The 16,634-nt window shown below is 70.0% G+C and carries 16 protein-coding genes; 14 read left to right on the top strand and 2 right to left on the bottom strand.

Features of this window, described 5'->3' with window-relative positions; translation table 11 throughout:
- The 5 genes from recA to dapF all read left to right on the top strand — a co-directional run.
- Positions 1-859, top strand: an 859-nt coding sequence (gene recA, locus JNB50_RS08490) for a recombinase RecA (protein WP_208039648.1), incomplete at its 5' end; no start/stop codon positions are given.
- A gap of 251 nt (positions 860-1,110) precedes the next feature.
- Positions 1,111-1,914: a regulatory protein RecX gene (locus tag JNB50_RS08485; protein WP_307794646.1), complete on the top strand. Its 804-nt coding sequence runs from the start codon at positions 1,111-1,113 to the stop codon at positions 1,912-1,914.
- A 462-nt stretch (positions 1,915-2,376) separates the two neighbouring features.
- The gene (gene miaB, locus JNB50_RS08480; protein ID WP_208039646.1) at positions 2,377-3,987 is read left to right on the top strand and encodes a tRNA (N6-isopentenyl adenosine(37)-C2)-methylthiotransferase MiaB; all 1,611 of its coding nucleotides are present in this window, start codon (positions 2,377-2,379) and stop codon (positions 3,985-3,987) included.
- Between the two features lie 182 nt (positions 3,988-4,169).
- Positions 4,170-5,114 (top strand): tRNA (adenosine(37)-N6)-dimethylallyltransferase MiaA, encoded by a 945-nt coding sequence (gene miaA / locus JNB50_RS08475; protein WP_208039701.1) that lies wholly within the window; start codon positions 4,170-4,172, stop codon positions 5,112-5,114.
- A 2-nt stretch (positions 5,115-5,116) separates the two neighbouring features.
- Positions 5,117-5,995 (top strand): diaminopimelate epimerase, encoded by an 879-nt coding sequence (gene dapF, locus JNB50_RS08470; RefSeq protein WP_208039645.1) that lies wholly within the window; start codon positions 5,117-5,119, stop codon positions 5,993-5,995.
- 73 nt (positions 5,996-6,068) lie between these two features.
- Here dapF and JNB50_RS08465 read toward each other — a convergent pair whose 3' ends face one another.
- Positions 6,069-6,683 carry a class I SAM-dependent methyltransferase gene (locus JNB50_RS08465; protein ID WP_208039644.1) on the bottom strand — a complete coding sequence of 205 codons (615 nt, stop codon included), beginning with the start codon at positions 6,681-6,683 and terminating at the stop codon, positions 6,069-6,071.
- A gap of 86 nt (positions 6,684-6,769) precedes the next feature.
- On the opposite strand from JNB50_RS08465, the gene hflX reads away from it, so the two are divergent.
- The 4 genes from hflX to JNB50_RS08445 all read left to right on the top strand — a co-directional run bounded on the left by hflX (position 6,770) and on the right by JNB50_RS08445 (position 12,290).
- The gene (hflX, locus tag JNB50_RS08460) at positions 6,770-8,293 is read left to right on the top strand and encodes a GTPase HflX (protein WP_208039643.1); all 1,524 of its coding nucleotides are present in this window, start codon (positions 6,770-6,772) and stop codon (positions 8,291-8,293) included.
- 225 nt (positions 8,294-8,518) lie between these two features.
- Positions 8,519-9,496, top strand: coding sequence for a methylenetetrahydrofolate reductase (locus JNB50_RS08455; RefSeq protein WP_208039642.1), 978 nt, complete (start codon positions 8,519-8,521; stop codon positions 9,494-9,496).
- Positions 9,493-11,847, top strand: a complete 2,355-nt coding sequence (gene metE / locus JNB50_RS08450) for a 5-methyltetrahydropteroyltriglutamate--homocysteine S-methyltransferase (protein WP_208039641.1) — start codon at positions 9,493-9,495, stop codon at positions 11,845-11,847. Before JNB50_RS08455 ends, metE begins: the two co-directional genes overlap by 4 nt.
- A gap of 92 nt (positions 11,848-11,939) precedes the next feature.
- Complete coding sequence (locus JNB50_RS08445; protein ID WP_208039640.1) at positions 11,940-12,290, top strand: metallopeptidase family protein; 351 nt, start codon at positions 11,940-11,942, stop codon at positions 12,288-12,290.
- A 16-nt stretch (positions 12,291-12,306) separates the two neighbouring features.
- Here JNB50_RS08445 and lexA read toward each other — a convergent pair whose 3' ends face one another.
- Positions 12,307-12,978 carry a transcriptional repressor LexA gene (lexA, locus tag JNB50_RS08440; RefSeq protein WP_208039639.1) on the bottom strand — a complete coding sequence of 224 codons (672 nt, stop codon included), beginning with the start codon at positions 12,976-12,978 and terminating at the stop codon, positions 12,307-12,309.
- A 234-nt stretch (positions 12,979-13,212) separates the two neighbouring features.
- On the opposite strand from lexA, the gene JNB50_RS08435 reads away from it, so the two are divergent.
- The 5 genes from JNB50_RS08435 to hisH all read left to right on the top strand — a co-directional run bounded on the left by JNB50_RS08435 (position 13,213) and on the right by hisH (position 16,618).
- On the top strand, positions 13,213-13,596 hold the full coding sequence (locus JNB50_RS08435) for a LysM peptidoglycan-binding domain-containing protein (RefSeq protein WP_374222251.1): 384 nt from the start codon (positions 13,213-13,215) through the stop codon (positions 13,594-13,596).
- Between the two features lie 79 nt (positions 13,597-13,675).
- Positions 13,676-14,203, top strand: coding sequence for a hypothetical protein (locus tag JNB50_RS08430; protein WP_208039638.1), 528 nt, complete (start codon positions 13,676-13,678; stop codon positions 14,201-14,203).
- Positions 14,204-14,265: 62 nt separating this feature from the next.
- Positions 14,266-15,390 (top strand): histidinol-phosphate transaminase, encoded by a 1,125-nt coding sequence (locus tag JNB50_RS08425; protein WP_208039637.1) that lies wholly within the window; start codon positions 14,266-14,268, stop codon positions 15,388-15,390.
- On the top strand, positions 15,387-15,989 hold the full coding sequence (hisB, locus tag JNB50_RS08420; RefSeq protein ID WP_208039636.1) for an imidazoleglycerol-phosphate dehydratase HisB: 603 nt from the start codon (positions 15,387-15,389) through the stop codon (positions 15,987-15,989). The genes JNB50_RS08425 and hisB overlap by 4 nt, the downstream gene beginning before the upstream one ends.
- Positions 15,986-16,618: an imidazole glycerol phosphate synthase subunit HisH gene (hisH, locus tag JNB50_RS08415; protein ID WP_208039635.1), complete on the top strand. Its 633-nt coding sequence runs from the start codon at positions 15,986-15,988 to the stop codon at positions 16,616-16,618. The genes hisB and hisH overlap by 4 nt, the downstream gene beginning before the upstream one ends.
- The last annotated feature ends 16 nt before the right edge of the window (positions 16,619-16,634 follow it).

Below are 16,634 nucleotides of genomic sequence, written 5' to 3'. Positions count from 1 at the left end.
TAAGACCACGCTGACGCTCCACGCCATCGCCAACGCCCAGCGGGCCGGCGGCATCGCGGCCTTCATCGACGCCGAGCACGCGCTCGACCCCGAGTACGCCCGCAAGCTCGGCGTCGACATCGACGCTCTCCTCGTGTCGCAGCCCGATACCGGTGAGCAGGCGCTCGAGATCGCCGACATGCTGGTCCGCTCCGGCTCCATCGACCTGATCGTGATCGACTCCGTCGCCGCGCTCGTGCCCCGCGCCGAGATCGAGGGTGAGATGGGTGACGCGCACGTCGGCCTCCAGGCCCGCCTCATGTCGCAGGCTCTGCGCAAGCTGACCGGTGCGCTGAGCTCCACCAACACCACGATGATCTTCATCAACCAGCTGCGCGAGAAGGTCGGCGTCTTCTTCGGCAGCCCCGAGACCACGGCCGGTGGAAAGGCGCTCAAGTTCTACGCGTCCGTCCGCCTCGACATCCGTCGCATCGAGACCCTGAAAGACGGCACCGACGCGGTCGGAAACCGCACCCGCGTCAAGGTCGTCAAGAACAAGATGGCTCCGCCCTTCAAGCAGGCCGAGTTCGACATCCTTTACGGTGTCGGCATCTCCCGTGAGGGCAGCCTGCTCGACTTCGGCGTGGAGCACGGGCTCGTGAAGAAGTCGGGAGCCTGGTACACCTACGAAGGCGACCAGCTCGGGCAGGGCAAGGAGAACTCGCGTAACTTCCTCATCGCGAATCCCGACATTGCAGCGGAGATCGAGAACAAGATCCTGATCAAGCTGGGCGTCATCGCCGACCCGAACGCAGCGGCGACTTCCGACGCGACCGTGGACTCCCTGGAGGAGAAGCTGCAGGCCCGCAAGGGCGCGTGACCCGTCATCTCCGCTGAACGTCCGACACTGTCGAGGAGGCCGACGTCATGGTCGTGAGGTTTCCCTCCGAACCGCACCCGGGTGCTGACTCGGGTGCGGGGGAGTCGTCCGCAGGTACGCTTCGGTCGTCTCGAGGTCGGTCGCCCGAGCAGCGGTCGTCCGAGCAGCGGTCGTCCGGGGGGCGGTCTTCTGAGGGGCGGTTGCCGGAGGAGTTGTCGTCCGAGGAGTTATCGTCCGAAGAGCAGTCGCCTGTGGGGCCGCCGTCGGAGCCTCTGCAGAGCGAGCATCTCGCTCCGGTGACGCCGCTGCGGCGCGCGAAGGCGTCGCCGGAACGGCGGCAAGCGAGCCGCTCCGTCGCCCGTCCGGTGGCCGAGCTCCCGGGGGCAGCTGCTGCCGGGGGAGGTGCTGCCGGCGGAGGTGCCCGACCGGAGAGGGCTGGCGCCACCGAACGCTGGAACAACACCTGGGCGGCTGAGCCGAGTCGCGCGTCGGCAGGCGCCAGTCCGGAGGCGTCTTCTCTCGGGGCAGGCGCTCCTGAGGCTGGGGCTGAGGACGAAGAGACCGAGCGGCTCACCCGCAAGACGACGGCGCTCACGATCCGGCAGCTCGCGCGGCGGGGGATGTCACGCTGGGAGCTCGAGCAGCTGCTGATCAAGCGTGAGATCGTGCCAGAGGTGTTCGCGCCGGAGCTCGACCGGCTCGAGGCGATGGGCGTGATCGACGATGCGTCGCTCGCGGCGACGCTGGCGTTCACACAGCACAGCCGTAAGGGCCTCGGTCGCTCCGCGATCGAGCTCGACCTGAAGCGACGGCACATCGCGCCGGAGCTGATCGAGGAGGCCTTGGCTGACATCGCCGACGAAGATGAGCTCGAGCGGGCCACAGAGCTCGCCGTCAAGCGGATCGGGCAGCTGTCCTCCTACGACGACGAGACGACGCGCAGACGACTGCACGGCTTCCTCGCCCGCAAGGGCTACGGGTCTTCGGTCGTGCGTCAGGCCATGGACGCCGCCTTCGCGACGCGCGGGCGCCGCGGCGGAGTCCGGTTCCAGTAGCTCGTCGGGTTGCGGGTCGCCTGGGGCTGCGCTCCGAGTGAGGGTCGGTTCGGCGCACCGCGCTCGGATGGGGCCGACACGCTAGTGGATGAGGCCGCGGGTCGTGGATGAGGCCACGGGTTGTTGCGGTCTCGCGATGGTGGCTATGGATGGGTGCTGAGCGCGCAAGCACTTGTCACGCGGGTCGAGCGGAATGGTGCGCGGGTGGTGCTGTTGCAGAGGGATGCGGGTTCGGCCGGGGCGCGTGCGAGCGTGTGCTGCGCGGTTGCGGGAGGTTGCGGGAGGTTGCGTGAGGGCGCGTGAGGCGCAGGTCTCGCGGCCCCGGACATGTTCTCGGCGCCCGACAGCGGGTCGGGCGGGACGAATCGGCGCGTGGCCGGCCGACGGTCGGCGACCGGAACCTCACCGCCGTGGAGCCGTCGTTCGATTCCGCTCCCGGGCGAACGTAGAATCGTACGCATTATGAGCACCGTCGAGCACCCGCGAACCTTCTCGCCGTCCCCGGCCGCGTTGACCGAGGACGGGCACGCCCGCACGTACGAGGTGCGCACCTTCGGCTGCCAGATGAACGTGCACGACTCTGAGCGGCTGAGCGGATCCCTCGAGGCCGCCGGCTACGTTCCCGCTGATGCCGGTGCGGAAGCCGACGTCGTCGTCATCAACACCTGTGCCGTGCGCGAGAACGCCGACAACAAGCTCTACGGCAATCTCGGCCACCTCGCCGGGATCAAGCGTCGGCACGCCGGCATGCAGATCGCCGTCGGCGGTTGCCTTGCCCAGAAGGACAAGAACGTCATCCTCGAGAAGGCGCCCTGGGTCGACGTGGTGTTCGGGACCCACAACATGGGCTCGCTGCCCGGGCTGCTCGAGCGCGCGCGTCACAACGACGCCGCCGAGATCGAGATCCTCGAGGCGCTCGAGACCTTCCCCTCGACGCTCCCCACCAAGCGCGACTCGTCCTATTCCGGGTGGGTCTCCATCTCGGTGGGGTGCAACAACACCTGCACCTTCTGCATCGTCCCGTCGCTGCGCGGCAAGGAGAAGGACCGCCGGCCCGGCGACATCCTGGCCGAGATCGGCGCCCTCGTCGACGACGGCGCGATCGAGGTGACGCTCCTCGGACAGAACGTCAACTCCTACGGTGTCGAGTTCGGCGACCGACAGGCCTTCAGCAAGCTGTTGCGTGCGGCCGGCGGCATCGACGGGCTCGAGCGCATCCGCTTCACGAGCCCGCACCCGGCGGCGTTCACCGACGACGTCATCGACGCCATGGCGGAGACGCCCAACGTCATGCCCCAGCTGCACATGCCGCTGCAGTCCGGTTCCGACCGGATCCTGCGGTCGATGCGCCGCTCGTACCGCTCCGAGAAGTTCCTCGGCATCCTCGACCGGGTGCGCGCCAAGCTGCCGGACGCGGCTATCAGCACGGACATCATCGTCGGCTTCCCCGGCGAGACCGAAGAGGACTTCCTGGAGACCATGCGGGTCGTCGAGCAGGCGCGCTTCGCGTCCGCCTTCACGTTCCAGTATTCGATCCGCCCCGGTACGCCGGCCGCGACGATGGCGGACCAGGTGCCGAAGGAGGTCGTGCAAGACCGCTACGACCGCCTGATCGCGCTCCAGGAGCGTATCTCGCTCGAAGAGAACGAGCGCCTCGTCGGTCGCGAGGTCGAACTCCTCGTCGCCAACGGAGAAGGCCGCAAGGACGCCGACACGCACCGCCTGAGCGGACGTGCCCGCGACAGCCGGCTCGTCCACTTCGAACTGCCGGCCGGCTCGGAGAGCCCGCGCCCCGGCGACGTCGTCACCGTCCGCGTCACGCAGGCGGCCCCGCACTACCTGATCGCCGACAGCGCCGACGGCGCCCCCCTCGCGATCCGGCGCACACGGGCGGGCGACGCCTGGGACCGTGCAGAGGCGGAGTCGTGCGCTGTCCCGACCCACGGCGGAACAGCAGCCTCGGGAGCGGGTCCCGTCTCCCTCGGCTTGCCCACCCTGCGCGTGCGCGAGCCGCTCACGTCACCGGGCGTCGGCACGATGCCGATCTACGACCCGTCGGACGGCCAGCGCTGAGCGCCGAGGCGTCCCGCGCGTCGACCGGCGAGCCACAGGCCTCGGCGCCCGAAGCCGGCACCGACCGATCGGCCGCAACCCGTCTCGCCCCCGATCCTGCCACGGGTCCCGGGGCGGACCTCGCCTCCGGGTCTGCTCACCCGGTCCCGGCGGGAGTCGACGGAACGGCCCGTCCCGCAGCGATCCCCGGCGAGGAACCCGAGTCCGAACCGGTCGCCCCGCGCATCATCGCCATCGTCGGCGCGACCGGCACAGGCAAGACCGAGCTGTCGCTGTCGATCGCCGAAGCCCTGCGGGAGCGTGGCCGTGCGGCTGAGATCGTCAATGCCGACGCCATGCAGCTGTATCGCGGGATGGACATCGGCACCGCGAAGCTGCCGCCTTCGGAGTGGCGTGGTGTGCCGCACCACCTCTTCGACGTTCTCGACGTCACCGACGAGGCCACCGTCGCCCGCTATCAGCCGGAGGCGCGCCGCACCATCGGCGACATCCTCGACCGCGGGGCCACGCCCATCCTCGTCGGCGGGTCCGGACTGTACGTGTCGAGCGTGCTCTTCGACTTCCGGTTCCCGGCCACCGACGCCGAGCTGCGCGCGCGGCTGGAGGCCGAGCTCGCCGCACAGGGTCCCGGCATGCTCTTCCGCCGGCTCGCCGAGCTCGACCCGGAGGCGGCGCAGCGCATCGGGTCCGCGAACGGCCGGCGAATCGTCCGTGCTCTGGAGGTCGCCGAGCTCACCGGTAGGCCCGTGAGCGGCTCGTTGCCGGAGGCTCCGCGGTTCTGGCGTCCGACCGTCCTCCTCGGCCTGGCCGCGCCGCGTGACCAGCTCGTGCGGCGCTTGGACGAGCGGGTCGAGCGGATGTGGCGCGACGGACTCACCGACGAGGTGCAGCGGCTCCTCCCGCTCGGGCTCGAGCACGGTGTGACCGCACGCCGCGCGATCGGCTACGCGCAAGCCCTCGCCGAGGTGAAGGGCGAGATGAATCGGGAAGAGGCCATCGCCGCCACCCAGCAGCTCACCCGCCGCTACGCCCGGCGACAGGTCAGCTGGTTCAAGCGTTACGCCGACCTGCACTGGCTGGACTATGACGACCCGCAACTGACCCGCTCCGCACTCGATAGGCTGTGAGGATGGCGACGCTCCATTTCACCAAGGGTCAGGGCACCGGCAACGACTTCGTGCTCTACGCCGACCCTGACGGGCGGCTGCCCCTCTCGGCCTCGCAGATCGCCGCGATCTGCGACCGGCACTTCGGGATCGGCGCCGACGGCGTCATCCGGGCGGTGCGTTCGACGCACCTCCCCGAGGGGGCTGAAGCCCTCGCCGAAGACGACGGCGCCGAATGGTTCATGGACTACTACAACGCAGACGGCTCCGTCGCCGAGATGTGCGGCAACGGCATCCGCGTCTACGTGCGCTACCTGCTCGAGTCCGGGCTCGCCGAACTCGCCGACGGCGACACGCTCCCGATCGGCACGCGCTCGGGCGTTCGCGACGTGCAGCGCAATCTCACCGGCTTCCAGGTCGACCTCGGGCGCTGGGCCCTCGACGGCGGCGAGCCGCTGGTGCGCGCGAAGGAGCTCCCGGTCGCCCGTCCCGGCCTGGGTCTCGACCTCGGCAACCCGCACGTCGTCGTCGCGGTCGCCGACGAGTCGGAGCTGGAGGCAGCCGACCTGAACTACATCCCGCACATCGAGCCGGAGCCCGAGAACGGCGCCAACGTCGAGTTCGTGGTTCCGCGCGAGCCGCTCGTCAGCGACGGCATCGGTCGCATCCGGATGCGCGTGCACGAGCGGGGGAGCGGCGAGACGCTCTCGTGCGGCACTGGCGCGGCGGCGGCCGCGCTGGCGGTGCGGTACTGGGCGGGCGATGGTGCGCCGGACCAGTGGCGCGTTGAGGTCCCCGGCGGCACGGTCGGCGTGCGGATGTTCCCGACGGAGGACGGCGAGCACGTCGCCCTCTCCGGGCCGGCCGAACTCGTCTACACGGGAACGCTCGACCTCGCCTGAGCCGCCCGGCACCACGGCACGGCCCCGGCACCACGGCACGGCCCCTCGGTACCGCTCAGCGGTACCGGTGCACCTACTCTGCGGGCCGTCGGCTCCGCAGCACGCGGTAGCCCTTGGAGATCGCCTGGCGCGTCGTCGTCAGCTCGGGCATCGTCGCCTGGATCCAGCGCTGCAGCGAGTCGCTGCCCAGGTTGCGCTGCACGACCAGCCAGGCGTCCGATCCGGGCTCGAGCCGCGGCAGCCACCGCTGGAGGATGTCGTGGAGCTCGTTCTTGCCGACCCGGATCGGCGGATTGGACCAGATCGTGGTGAATTCCACGTCATCGGGAACATCATCCGGGGTCACAGGGTTTATATTCGTGAGACCGAGCTTCTGCGCGTTCCTGCGCACCACGTCGAGAGCCCGGGTGTTGACGTCGACCGCCCAGACGGTCGCATGAGGGGATTCGAGAGCAAGTGTGAGAGCCAGGGGCCCCCAGCCGCAGCCGAGGTCGAGGAACTGACCTCCGGGTGGCGCAGCGGGGACATGGTCGAGGAGCACTCGCGTACCCATGTCGATGCGCTCGGGACTGAAGATCCCGTTCGCCGTCACCAATTCGTACGTCTGCCCCACCAGGCGCGCGGTGAACGGCCGCAGGTTCAGTTCACTTTCGGGCGCCGGGGAAAAATAGTGATCTCCGCTGGCCATAAGAGGACCGTACAGGACACAGACCGACAGACAAACACAGCAGCACGACGAGCTAGGGTTGACCCGACCCGGATCAGGGGACATGTATGACTGAACGAACAGAATTCGACGAGCAGACCGCGCAGCAGACCACCGACGACGTCGTCGCACGGGTGCTCGCGACCGAGCAGAACAAGGCGTCGGTGACGCTCTTCGGCCGTGGCGCCCAGGCGCTCCAGGAGAGCGCGACCGACGGCGGAAACCACGACGGCGACCAGTTCGACCGCGAGGAGCGCGCCGCGCTGCGCCGCGTCTCCGGGCTCTCCACCGAGCTCGAGGACGTCACCGAGGTCGAGTACCGGCAGCTGCGCCTCGAGAACGTGGTGCTGATCGGCGTGTACTCGCAGGGCACCCTGCAGGACGCCGAGAACTCGCTGCGCGAACTCGCGGCACTGGCTGAGACGGCGGGCGCCGCCGTGCTCGACGGCCTCCTGCAGCGCCGGCCGCACCCGGACCCCAGCACCTACCTCGGCCGCGGCAAGGCCGAGGAGCTCGCGGGGATCGTCCGCGCCCTCGGCGCCGACACCGTCATCGCGGACACCGAGCTCGCACCCAGCCAGCGGCGCGCGCTCGAAGACGTGGTGAAGGTCAAGGTGATCGACCGCACGGCCGTGATCCTCGACATCTTCAGCCAGCACGCGAAGAGCCGGGAGGGCAAGGCGCAGGTCGAACTCGCGCAGCTCGAGTACCTGCTCCCGCGCCTGCGCGGCTGGGGTGAGTCGATGTCCCGCCAGGCCGGTGGCCAGGTGGGCGGCGCGGGCGCCGGCATGGGCTCGCGCGGACCGGGTGAGACGAAGATCGAGCTCGACCGCCGCCGCATCCACTCGCGCATGGCGAAGCTGCGCAAGCAGATCGCCGGGTTCAAGCCGGCGCGCGAGGCCAAGCGGGCGAACCGCAACCGCAACTCGGTGCCGTCGGTGGCGATCGCCGGGTACACGAACGCGGGCAAGTCCAGCCTCCTGAACCGGGTGACGAAGGCGGGCGTGCTCGTCGAGAACGCCCTGTTCGCGACCCTGGATGCGACGGTCCGCCGCAGCGTCACGGCCGACGGCCGGCTGTACACGCTCGCCGACACGGTCGGCTTCGTGCGCAACCTCCCGCATCAGCTGGTCGAGGCGTTCCGCTCCACGCTGGAGGAGGTCGCCGACTCCGACGTCATCGTGCACGTGGTCGACGGTTCGCACCCCGACCCCGCGTCGCAGCTGGCGACGGTCCGAGACGTGATCGGCGAGGTCGGCGCCAGGGAGATCCCGGAGATCGTCGTCTTCAACAAGGCCGACCTCATCCCCGCCGACGACCGGCTGGTGCTGCGCGGCCTGGAGCCCGGGGCGATCTTCGCCTCCGCGCGAACGGGCGAGGGCGTCGAGGAGGTGCTCGCGGCCATCGCCCGCCTGCTGCCCGACCCCTCCGTAGAGGTCGAGCTGGTCGTGCCGTACGACCGCGGCGACCTGATCTCGGCCCTCCACGAGCGCGGGCGTGTGCTCTCGACCGAGTACGTGGAGGACGGGACCCGCGTCCACGCTCGGATCATGCCCGAGTACCAGGCGGTTTTCGAGCCGTTCGCCGTGTAAGACCGCACTGCGCCCCGGAGGCCGGGCGGACCCTCTGTGTCGTTGCATGACGCACCGGGTTCCGCCCGGCCTTCTGCGTTGCTACCGTGACTGCACAACCGAAGCGGGCGACCGCTGACGTGGTGCGACAGCCGAGCCCGGCACCCGCCCGCCCCGTATCCTCCGACAGCGTCCGCTGCCGGCCGGAGCGGGGTGTCCGAGACGCTGATCGACACCCGAGGAACCATGGACTGTACCGACGCGCGGTTCTCCTTCGAGCTGCTTCCGCCGCGCTCCGACCGCGCAGCTGCCGCGCTGCCGACCACGATCGACCTGCTGGCGGCTGCGCGCCCCGACTTCATCGCCGTCACCTACGGAGCCGGCGGGTCGTCGCGCGCACTGTCGCTCGAATTGGTGCGCTACATCCTCGAGCACACCGACGTCCAGCCGATGGCCCACCTGACCTGCGTCGGGTCGTCGCACGAGGAGGCCAACCGGCTCATCCGGGAGTTCCTCGACGCCGGCGTCCGCCGGTTCCTGGCCGTGCGCGGCGACCCGCCGGCCGACCTCGCACCGGGTGAGGACGGCCTGGGCGACATCCGCAGCTCCGCCGAACTCGTCCAGCTCATACACCGGGTGCAGGCCGAGCGCGTCCCCTACGGCGAGCTGCCGGTGCCCGGCCTCCACGCGCGCGCGCTCCTGAACCACCGGGAGCGCGTGCAGATCGCCGTCGCAGCGTTCCCCAACGGCCACCCGTCGTCGCACTCGGTGTCGCAGGACATCGACACACTGCTCGCCAAGCAGGCGGCCGGCGCCAACCTGGGGATCACGCAGCTCTTCTTCCACGCCGAGGACTATCTGTCGTTCGTGCAGCGGGCGAGGGAGGCCGGCGTCACCTTCCCGATCCTGCCGGGGATCATGCCCGTCACCTCGCCCGCCCGGCTCACCCGCATGCTCGAGCTGAGCGGGGAGGACCTGCCGAGCGACCTCGCGATCCAGCTCGAGATCGAGCCGGACGAGGACGGGCAGCGCGAGATCGGCATCGCCTGGACCGCCCGCCTCGCGCAGCGGCTGCTCGACGGCGGCGCACCCGGCCTCCACCTGTACACCTTCAACCAGCACGCGGCAGTGCTGTCCGTCCTCGACAGGATCGGGCTGCTCCCGGCCGCGCACACCACCGCATCCACTCCCGCACCAACCCATCAGGAAAGCGAAAACGCATGACCGACACCACCACCCCACGCTCCGCCTTCCCGGTGGGCACCGTCATCGGATACCCCCGGATCGGCCGTCGCCGCGAGCTCAAGAAGGCCGTGGAGGCCTTCTGGGCGGGCGAGCTCAGCGCCGACGAGCTGGAGGCCACCGCAGCCGGGCTCCGTGCCGCGACCCGGGAGCGCCTCGCGGCGCTGGGTCTCGGCCGCGACGACGCGGCGATCCCGGAGAGCTTCAGCTTCTACGACCAGGTTCTCGACGCCGCGGTGACCGTGGGCGCCATCCCGTCGCGCTTCGCGGACCTCGTCGGTGACGGCGGCTCCGTCGACCTGGCCGGCTACTTCACCATCGCGCGCGGCGAGGGCCAGAAGGCGCCGCTCGAGATGACCAAGTGGTTCGACTCGAACTACCACTACCTCGTTCCGGAGATCGGCCCGGAGACCGCGTTCCGGCTCGCGTCCGACCGGATCGTCCGCGAGTTCGAGGAGGCACGCGCGGCGGGCTTCGTCACCCGGCCCGTGATCGTCGGCCCGGTCACCTTCCTGCTCCTGAGCAAGGCGAGTGACGAGGCGCCGGAGGGCTTCCGCCCGCTGTCCCGGCTCGCCGACCTGCTGCCGGTCTACGCTGACCTGCTCGCGCGCCTTTCCGCCGCCGGCGCTCCGTGGGTGCAGCTGGACGAGCCTGCGCTCGTCTCGGAGAGCATCGACGAGGAGCGCACCGAGGTGCTCGAGGCCACCCGTGCCGCCTACGCCGCCCTGGGCGGTGCGACCGAGCGACCGGCGATCTTCGTCGCTGCGCCCTACGGAAGCCTGGACGACGCCCTCCCGGTGCTCGCGGTCTCGCCCGTCGAGGCGATCTCGCTCGACCTGGTGCGCGGCGACATCCCGAGCGAGCTCGACGAGGCCACGAGAAGCGCGCTGGCGGCCAAGACCCTGGTCGGCGGCGTCGTCGACGGCCACAACATCTGGCGCGGTGATCTGGAAGCCGCGTTCGGCAAGCTGACCGCACTCCTGTCGCTGAGCCCTGAGGTCGCGGTGTCGACCTCGACCTCCCTTCTGCACGTGCCCCACGACGTGGAGGATGAGCCGGAGCTCGACGCGCGCCTGAAGAGCTGGCTGGCGTTCGCCGACCAGAAGGTCGCCCAGGTCGCCGTGCTCGCGCGCGGGATCGTCGACGGCCACGAGGCGATCCAGGACGAGCTGAGCGCGGCAAGCGCGGCGCTCGCCGACCGTGCGGCGGCGCCCGGCGTCCGAGTGGAGGCCGTGCGGGCGCGCGAGGCCGCTCTGACCAGGGCGGACTTCCGCCGCGGCGAGTACGCTGCGCGCCTGGCCGCCCAGGACGAGGCGCTGCAGCTGCCGTTCCTGCCGACGACGACCATCGGATCGTTCCCGCAGACCGCGGACATCCGGCGCTCCCGCGCGCAGTTCGCGAAGGGCGTCATCACCGAGGCCGACTACCTCGGCCGGATGCAGGCGGAGATCAAGCGGGTCGTCGACCTCCAGGAGGAGATCGGCCTCGACGTCATCGTGCACGGCGAGCCGGAGCGCAACGACATGGTGCAGTACTTCGCCGAGAACCTCGACGGGTTCGCGGTCACCCAGAACGGCTGGGTGCAGTCGTACGGGTCGCGCTGTACGCGCCCGTCGATCCTGTGGGGCGACGTGTCGCGACCGAAGCCGATCACGGTCGACTGGTCGACCTACACGCAGACCTTGACCGACAAGCCGGTCAAGGGCATGCTCACCGGCCCGGTCACGATCCTCGCCTGGTCGTTCGTGCGCGACGACCAGCCGCTCGCCGAGACCGCGCGCCAGGTGGCGCTCGCCCTGCGCGACGAGATCGGCGACCTGGAGGCCGCCGGCATCCGAGTCGTGCAGGTGGACGAGCCGGCGCTCCGCGAGCTGCTGCCGCTCAAGCGTGCCGCCCAGCACGACTACCTCGAGTGGTCGGTGGGATCGTTCCGCCTGGCGACGTCCGGCGTCGCCGACGCGACCCAGATCCACACCCACCTCTGCTACTCGGAGTTCGGCGTGGTGATCGACGCGATCCGCAACCTCGACGCCGACGTGACGAGCATCGAGGCGGCGCGCAGCCGTATGGAGGTCGTGCACGACATCCAGCGCTCCGGCTTCGAGCACGGCATCGGCCCGGGTGTCTACGACATCCACTCGCCGCGCGTGCCGTCGGTGGCCGAGGTGACCGAGCTGCTGGAGACGGCGCTCGGCGCGATCCCCGGCCGCCAGCTCTGGGTGAACCCGGACTGCGGGCTGAAGACGCGCGGCTACGACGAGACGGTCGCCTCGCTGCGCAACATCCTCGCCGCCACGCGCGACGTGCGGGAGCGGGCGGGCGTCTCGGCCTGAACGCGATCGTTCCACGACGGAGGTCGCGTCCCCCGTTCCGCTCTGCGCGGACGGGGCGGCGCGACCTCCGTGCGTTCGGCGATGATGGGCGCATGGTGCGCATTGCCGACGACGAGTTCGAGCGGTTGGTCGACGAAGTGTTCGACGGGCTGCCGGAGGACATGGTGCGGCCGCTCGAGAACGTGGCGATCCTGATCGCCGACCAGCCGCTCGGAGCGCGCCCACGGCTCTACGGGCTGTACACCGGGCACCCACTGACCAAGCGAGGCGTCTACGGGTTCGGCGAGCTGCCCGACCGGATCACGCTGTTCCGCAACAATCTCGAGGCGAGCTGCGAGACCGTCGAGCAGTTGCGGGCGCGCGTGCACATCACGCTGGTGCACGAGATCGGGCACTACTTCGGCCTCGACGACGCGCGACTCCAGGAGCTGGGCTGGGCGTGAGTCGCGTCCGAGCGGCTCAGACCGCGCGGAGGACCGCGACGACCTTGCCGAGGATCTGGGAGTAGTCGCCGAGGATCGGCTCGAAGTTGGAGTTGCGGGGGAGCAGCCACGTGTGGCCGTCGCGCTGGCGGAAGACCTTGACCGTGGCCTCCTCGTCGAGCATCGCCGCGACGATGTCGCCGTTCTCCGCGGTGTTCTGGGACCGGACCACGACCCAGTCGCCATCGCAGATGGCGGCGTCGATCATCGACTCGCCGACGACCTTGAGCATGAAGAGCTCGCCGTTGCCCACCAGCTGCCGGGGGAGCGGGAAGACCTCCTCCACCTGCTGCTCCGCGGTGATCGGGACGCCGGCGGCGATGCGGCCGACCAGCGGGACCATGGCCGCGTCGCCGACGGGCGTCTGGTTCTCGAAGTCGGGGGCGGGCGCCGAGGGCAGGTCGATCAGGATCTCGAGGGCACGGGGACGGTTGGGGTCGCGCCGCAGGTAGCCGCTCAGCTCGAGCTGGTTCAGCTGGTGCGTGACGGACGAGAGCGAGGAGAGGCCGACGGCGTCGCCGATCTCGCGCATGCTCGGCGGGTAGCCGCGCTGGCTCACCGACCGCTGGATCACGTCGAGGATGGCGAGCTGCTTCTCGCTGAGGTTCTTGCGGCGCCGCGTGCGCGGAGCCTGGTTCTCGTTCGACACGCTCGTCCCTTCGTGACCGTCCACGCACCCGGTCGGAACCGAATGTCGGTGGTGCCTGGTTGTCTTTCCCCCAGACAATCGAAACTGTATCCACGATACGGCGGCCCGACAAACATGTGTTCGAGTGTGTCTCGAAATTCGTGCGGGAATTCCCTCCGGATCGCCGATTGCGGTTCGAACATTCGAAGATATATTCGGAACAGAGCTTCGACGAAGCCCGAGGAGGTCACGATCATGAGCACAGCAGTCATGAGCACCGCGTCGATCAACGGCACTGGATCCTTGCCCCGCCCGGCGGCCGCTCCGCGCGTCCGGCTCCGCCTCACGCGCCGCGGGCGCTTCGTCCTCACGGCGCTTGTCGCCCTCCCCGTCGTGATCGGTGCTCTCGTCTTCGCCCTCAACGGCGGCGTCGCCGCGGCCACCGGCGAGCAGACGCACGTGACCTTCCACTACGTCACGGTCCAGTCGGGTGACTCGCTCTGGTCGGTCGCCGAGCGCCTGGCGCCCAACGCCGACCCGCGCGACGTCATCGCCGACCTCGTCTCGCTCAACGGTCTGGAGTCCGCGGTCGTCACGCCGGGGCAGCAGCTCGCGATTCCGACGCAGTACGACAAGTAGGGTCTCCACACCGAAGCCTCTCCGAATCCGAAGCGTGTCGCGAGGAGGCTGGATGAGAGAGCCCGGCCACAATCGCAGGATGTCGCTCATTTACCCATATCTCGTGACGGACGCCTATCCGGGAACGAGCGATGCTTCTCTTTCACGTGACCTCGGGCACGGCGTATTCCTGCAGATTGTGCAGGATCACGGCGCGGCAGTCGCGTCCATCGGCTCTACGCCGTTCACGGCGAGCGTGGACACCCTCGAGACGCGTCTTCCGGAAGCGCTCGCCAACCTCGAGACACTCCTGCGATCGGGAGCGATCGGTTCCCGCGTCTTTCCGACGGGACCGGGCGGGCGGCCGTTCGCCCTGTTCGGCGGTCACTGGGCAGCGTCGAGTGTTCTCACGCTGCCGTTGCTGTCGTCCCTTCTCGAACCGCACTTGGGAAACGAACTGGTCGCCTCCGTGCCGCACCGGGAAGCCCTGCTGGTGTTTCCGGCTGCCGACGATGCATCCCGACACGAAGCGCGCGCCTTCGTGCGCGAACACGAAGCCGATGGCGCCCACCCGTTGACCTTCGAACTCTTCGCGCTCCGGGCCGACGGGGTGCGCGCGCTCGAGTGACGCCGTCGCGCCCGCCGTCACACGGTGAAGCACGAGGCATCACCCTGACTACCATTGAATGCGTGACCTCCCTCTCCGATCTCCCGATCCGTGACGACCTGCGCGGTCGCACCCCATATGGTGCGCCCCAGAAGGTCGTGCCCGTCGCGCTGAACGTGAACGAGAACACGCATCCGGTCCCCGAGGATGTGGCGGCCGACATCGTCGCGCGCGTCGCCGTGGCCGTCACCGGTGTCAACCGGTATCCCGATCGGGAGTTCACAGAGCTGCGCGAGGCGTTCGCCCGGTATCTCGGTCACGGGCTCTCCGCGGAACAGATCTGGGCGGCGAATGGGTCGAACGAAGTCCTGCAGCACATCCTCCAGGCCTTCGGCGGACCCGGGCGCAGCCTGCTCGGGTTCGCTCCGACCTACTCGATGTACCCGCTGCTGGCCTCCGGCACCGGCACCTCCTGGATCGCGGCGACCCGCGACGCGGAGTTCGAGCTGTCGCCGCAGACTGCCGCCGCCGCGGTGCGGGAGCACGATCCCGACATCGTCATCCTCTGCTCGCCGAACAACCCGACGGGGACTCCGCTCGACCTGGCGACCATCAAGGCGGTCTACGAGGCGGCCTCGGGCATCGTGGTCGTCGACGAGGCCTACGCCGAGTTCCTGCCCGACGGCGAGCAGACCGCGCTCACCCTCCTCGCGGGACGCCCTCGCCTGCTGATCTCGCGCACCATGAGCAAGGCCTTCGCCTTCGCAGGCGCGCGCGTGGGGTACCTCGCGGCCGATCCCGCGGTCGTCGACGCCCTCCGTCTGGTGCGCCTGCCGTACCACCTGTCCGCGATCACCCAGGCGGCGGCCCTCGGCGCCCTCGCGCACTCGGACGAGATGCTGGCGATGGTCGGTGAGATCCGCGCCCAGCGCGACCGGTTGGTCGTCGAGCTCGCCGAGCTCGGGTACCTGCCGCACCGCAGCGGGAGCAACTTCGTGCTGTTCGGCGGAGTCGACGACCCGCACGCGGTCTTCGAGGCGCTTCTCGAGCGCGGAGTGCTCATCCGCGACGTCGGCATCCCGCACCACTTGCGGGTGACCGCGGGCACCGAGACCGAGACCACGGCGTTCCTGGAGGCCCTCCGCGCGCTGGGTCGGCCGGGCGTGGCCCGGACCGCCGACGCAGCCCCAGTAAGCTCGCAGTCATGACGAATCGGACCGCCCAGCTCCAGCGTGCCACCAGTGAGTCGAGCATCGAGCTGAGCCTCGACCTCGACGGCACCGGTGCGTCCGACATCCACACGTCGGTGCCGTTCTTCGACCACCTGCTCACCGCCTTCGCCAAGCACTCGCTCACCGACCTCCGGGTGCGGGCGAGCGGCGACACCGACATCGACGTGCACCACACCGTCGAAGACGTGGGCATCGTGCTCGGCCAGGCCATCCGGGAGGCCCTCGGCGACAAGTCGGGCATCTCGCGCTACGGCGACGCCCTGGTGCCGCTCGACGAAGCGCTGGTGCAGGCGGTCGTCGACATCTCCGGCCGGCCGTACCTGGTGCACGGCGGCGAGCCAGCCGGGTTCGAGTTCCACCTGATCGGCGGGCACTTCACCGGGTCGATGGTGCGTCACGTGTTCGAGGCCATCGCGTTCAACTCGGGTATCACGCTGCACGTCACCGTCGTGGGCGGCCGCGATCCGCACCACATCGCGGAGGCCGAGTTCAAGGCGTTCGCGCGGGCGTTCCGGCAGGCCAAAGCGTTCGACCCGCTGGTGTCGGGAATCCCGTCGACGAAGGGCGCGCTGTGAGCGCACCGGACGTCGTCGTCTTCGACTACGGCACGGGAAACGTCCACTCTGCGGTCAAAGCCCTCGAGGCCGCCGGCGCGAACGTGGAGCTCACCGGCAACCGCCGCAGGGCGCAGGAGGCCGACGGGCTGCTGGTGCCCGGGGTCGGCGCCTTCGCCGCCGTGGTGGACGCCCTTCGCCGCTCGCACGGCGACGAGGTGATCGACCGCCGGCTCGCGGGCGGTCGTCCCGTCCTCGGGATCTGCGTCGGCATGCAGGTGCTGTTCGAACGCGGAGTCGAGCACGGGATCGAGAGCGAAGGGCTCGGCGAATGGCCGGGGACCGTCGACCTCATCCGGGCCGACGTCGTGCCGCACATGGGCTGGAACACGGTCGACGCCCCCGCGGACTCGGTGCTCTTCGACGGTATCCGCGACGAGCGCTTCTACTTCGTGCACTCGTATGCGGCGCAGGACTGGACACTGGAGGCCACGGGGCCGTTCCCGAAACCGCGTGTCACCTGGGCCGAGCACGGTTCACGGTTCGTCGCGGCCGTCGAGAACGGCCCGCTCACCGCGACCCAGTTCCACCCGGAGAAGTCCGGCGACGCCGGCCTCCGCCTGCTCCGCAACTGGATCGGCTCGCTCTAGCGAGACCGACACGTCC

Source organism: Leifsonia sp. TF02-11, from assembly GCF_017565305.1.
Taxonomy (GTDB): domain Bacteria; phylum Actinomycetota; class Actinomycetes; order Actinomycetales; family Microbacteriaceae; genus Leifsonia.
This window is presented reverse-complemented; position numbering and strand designations above follow the sequence as displayed.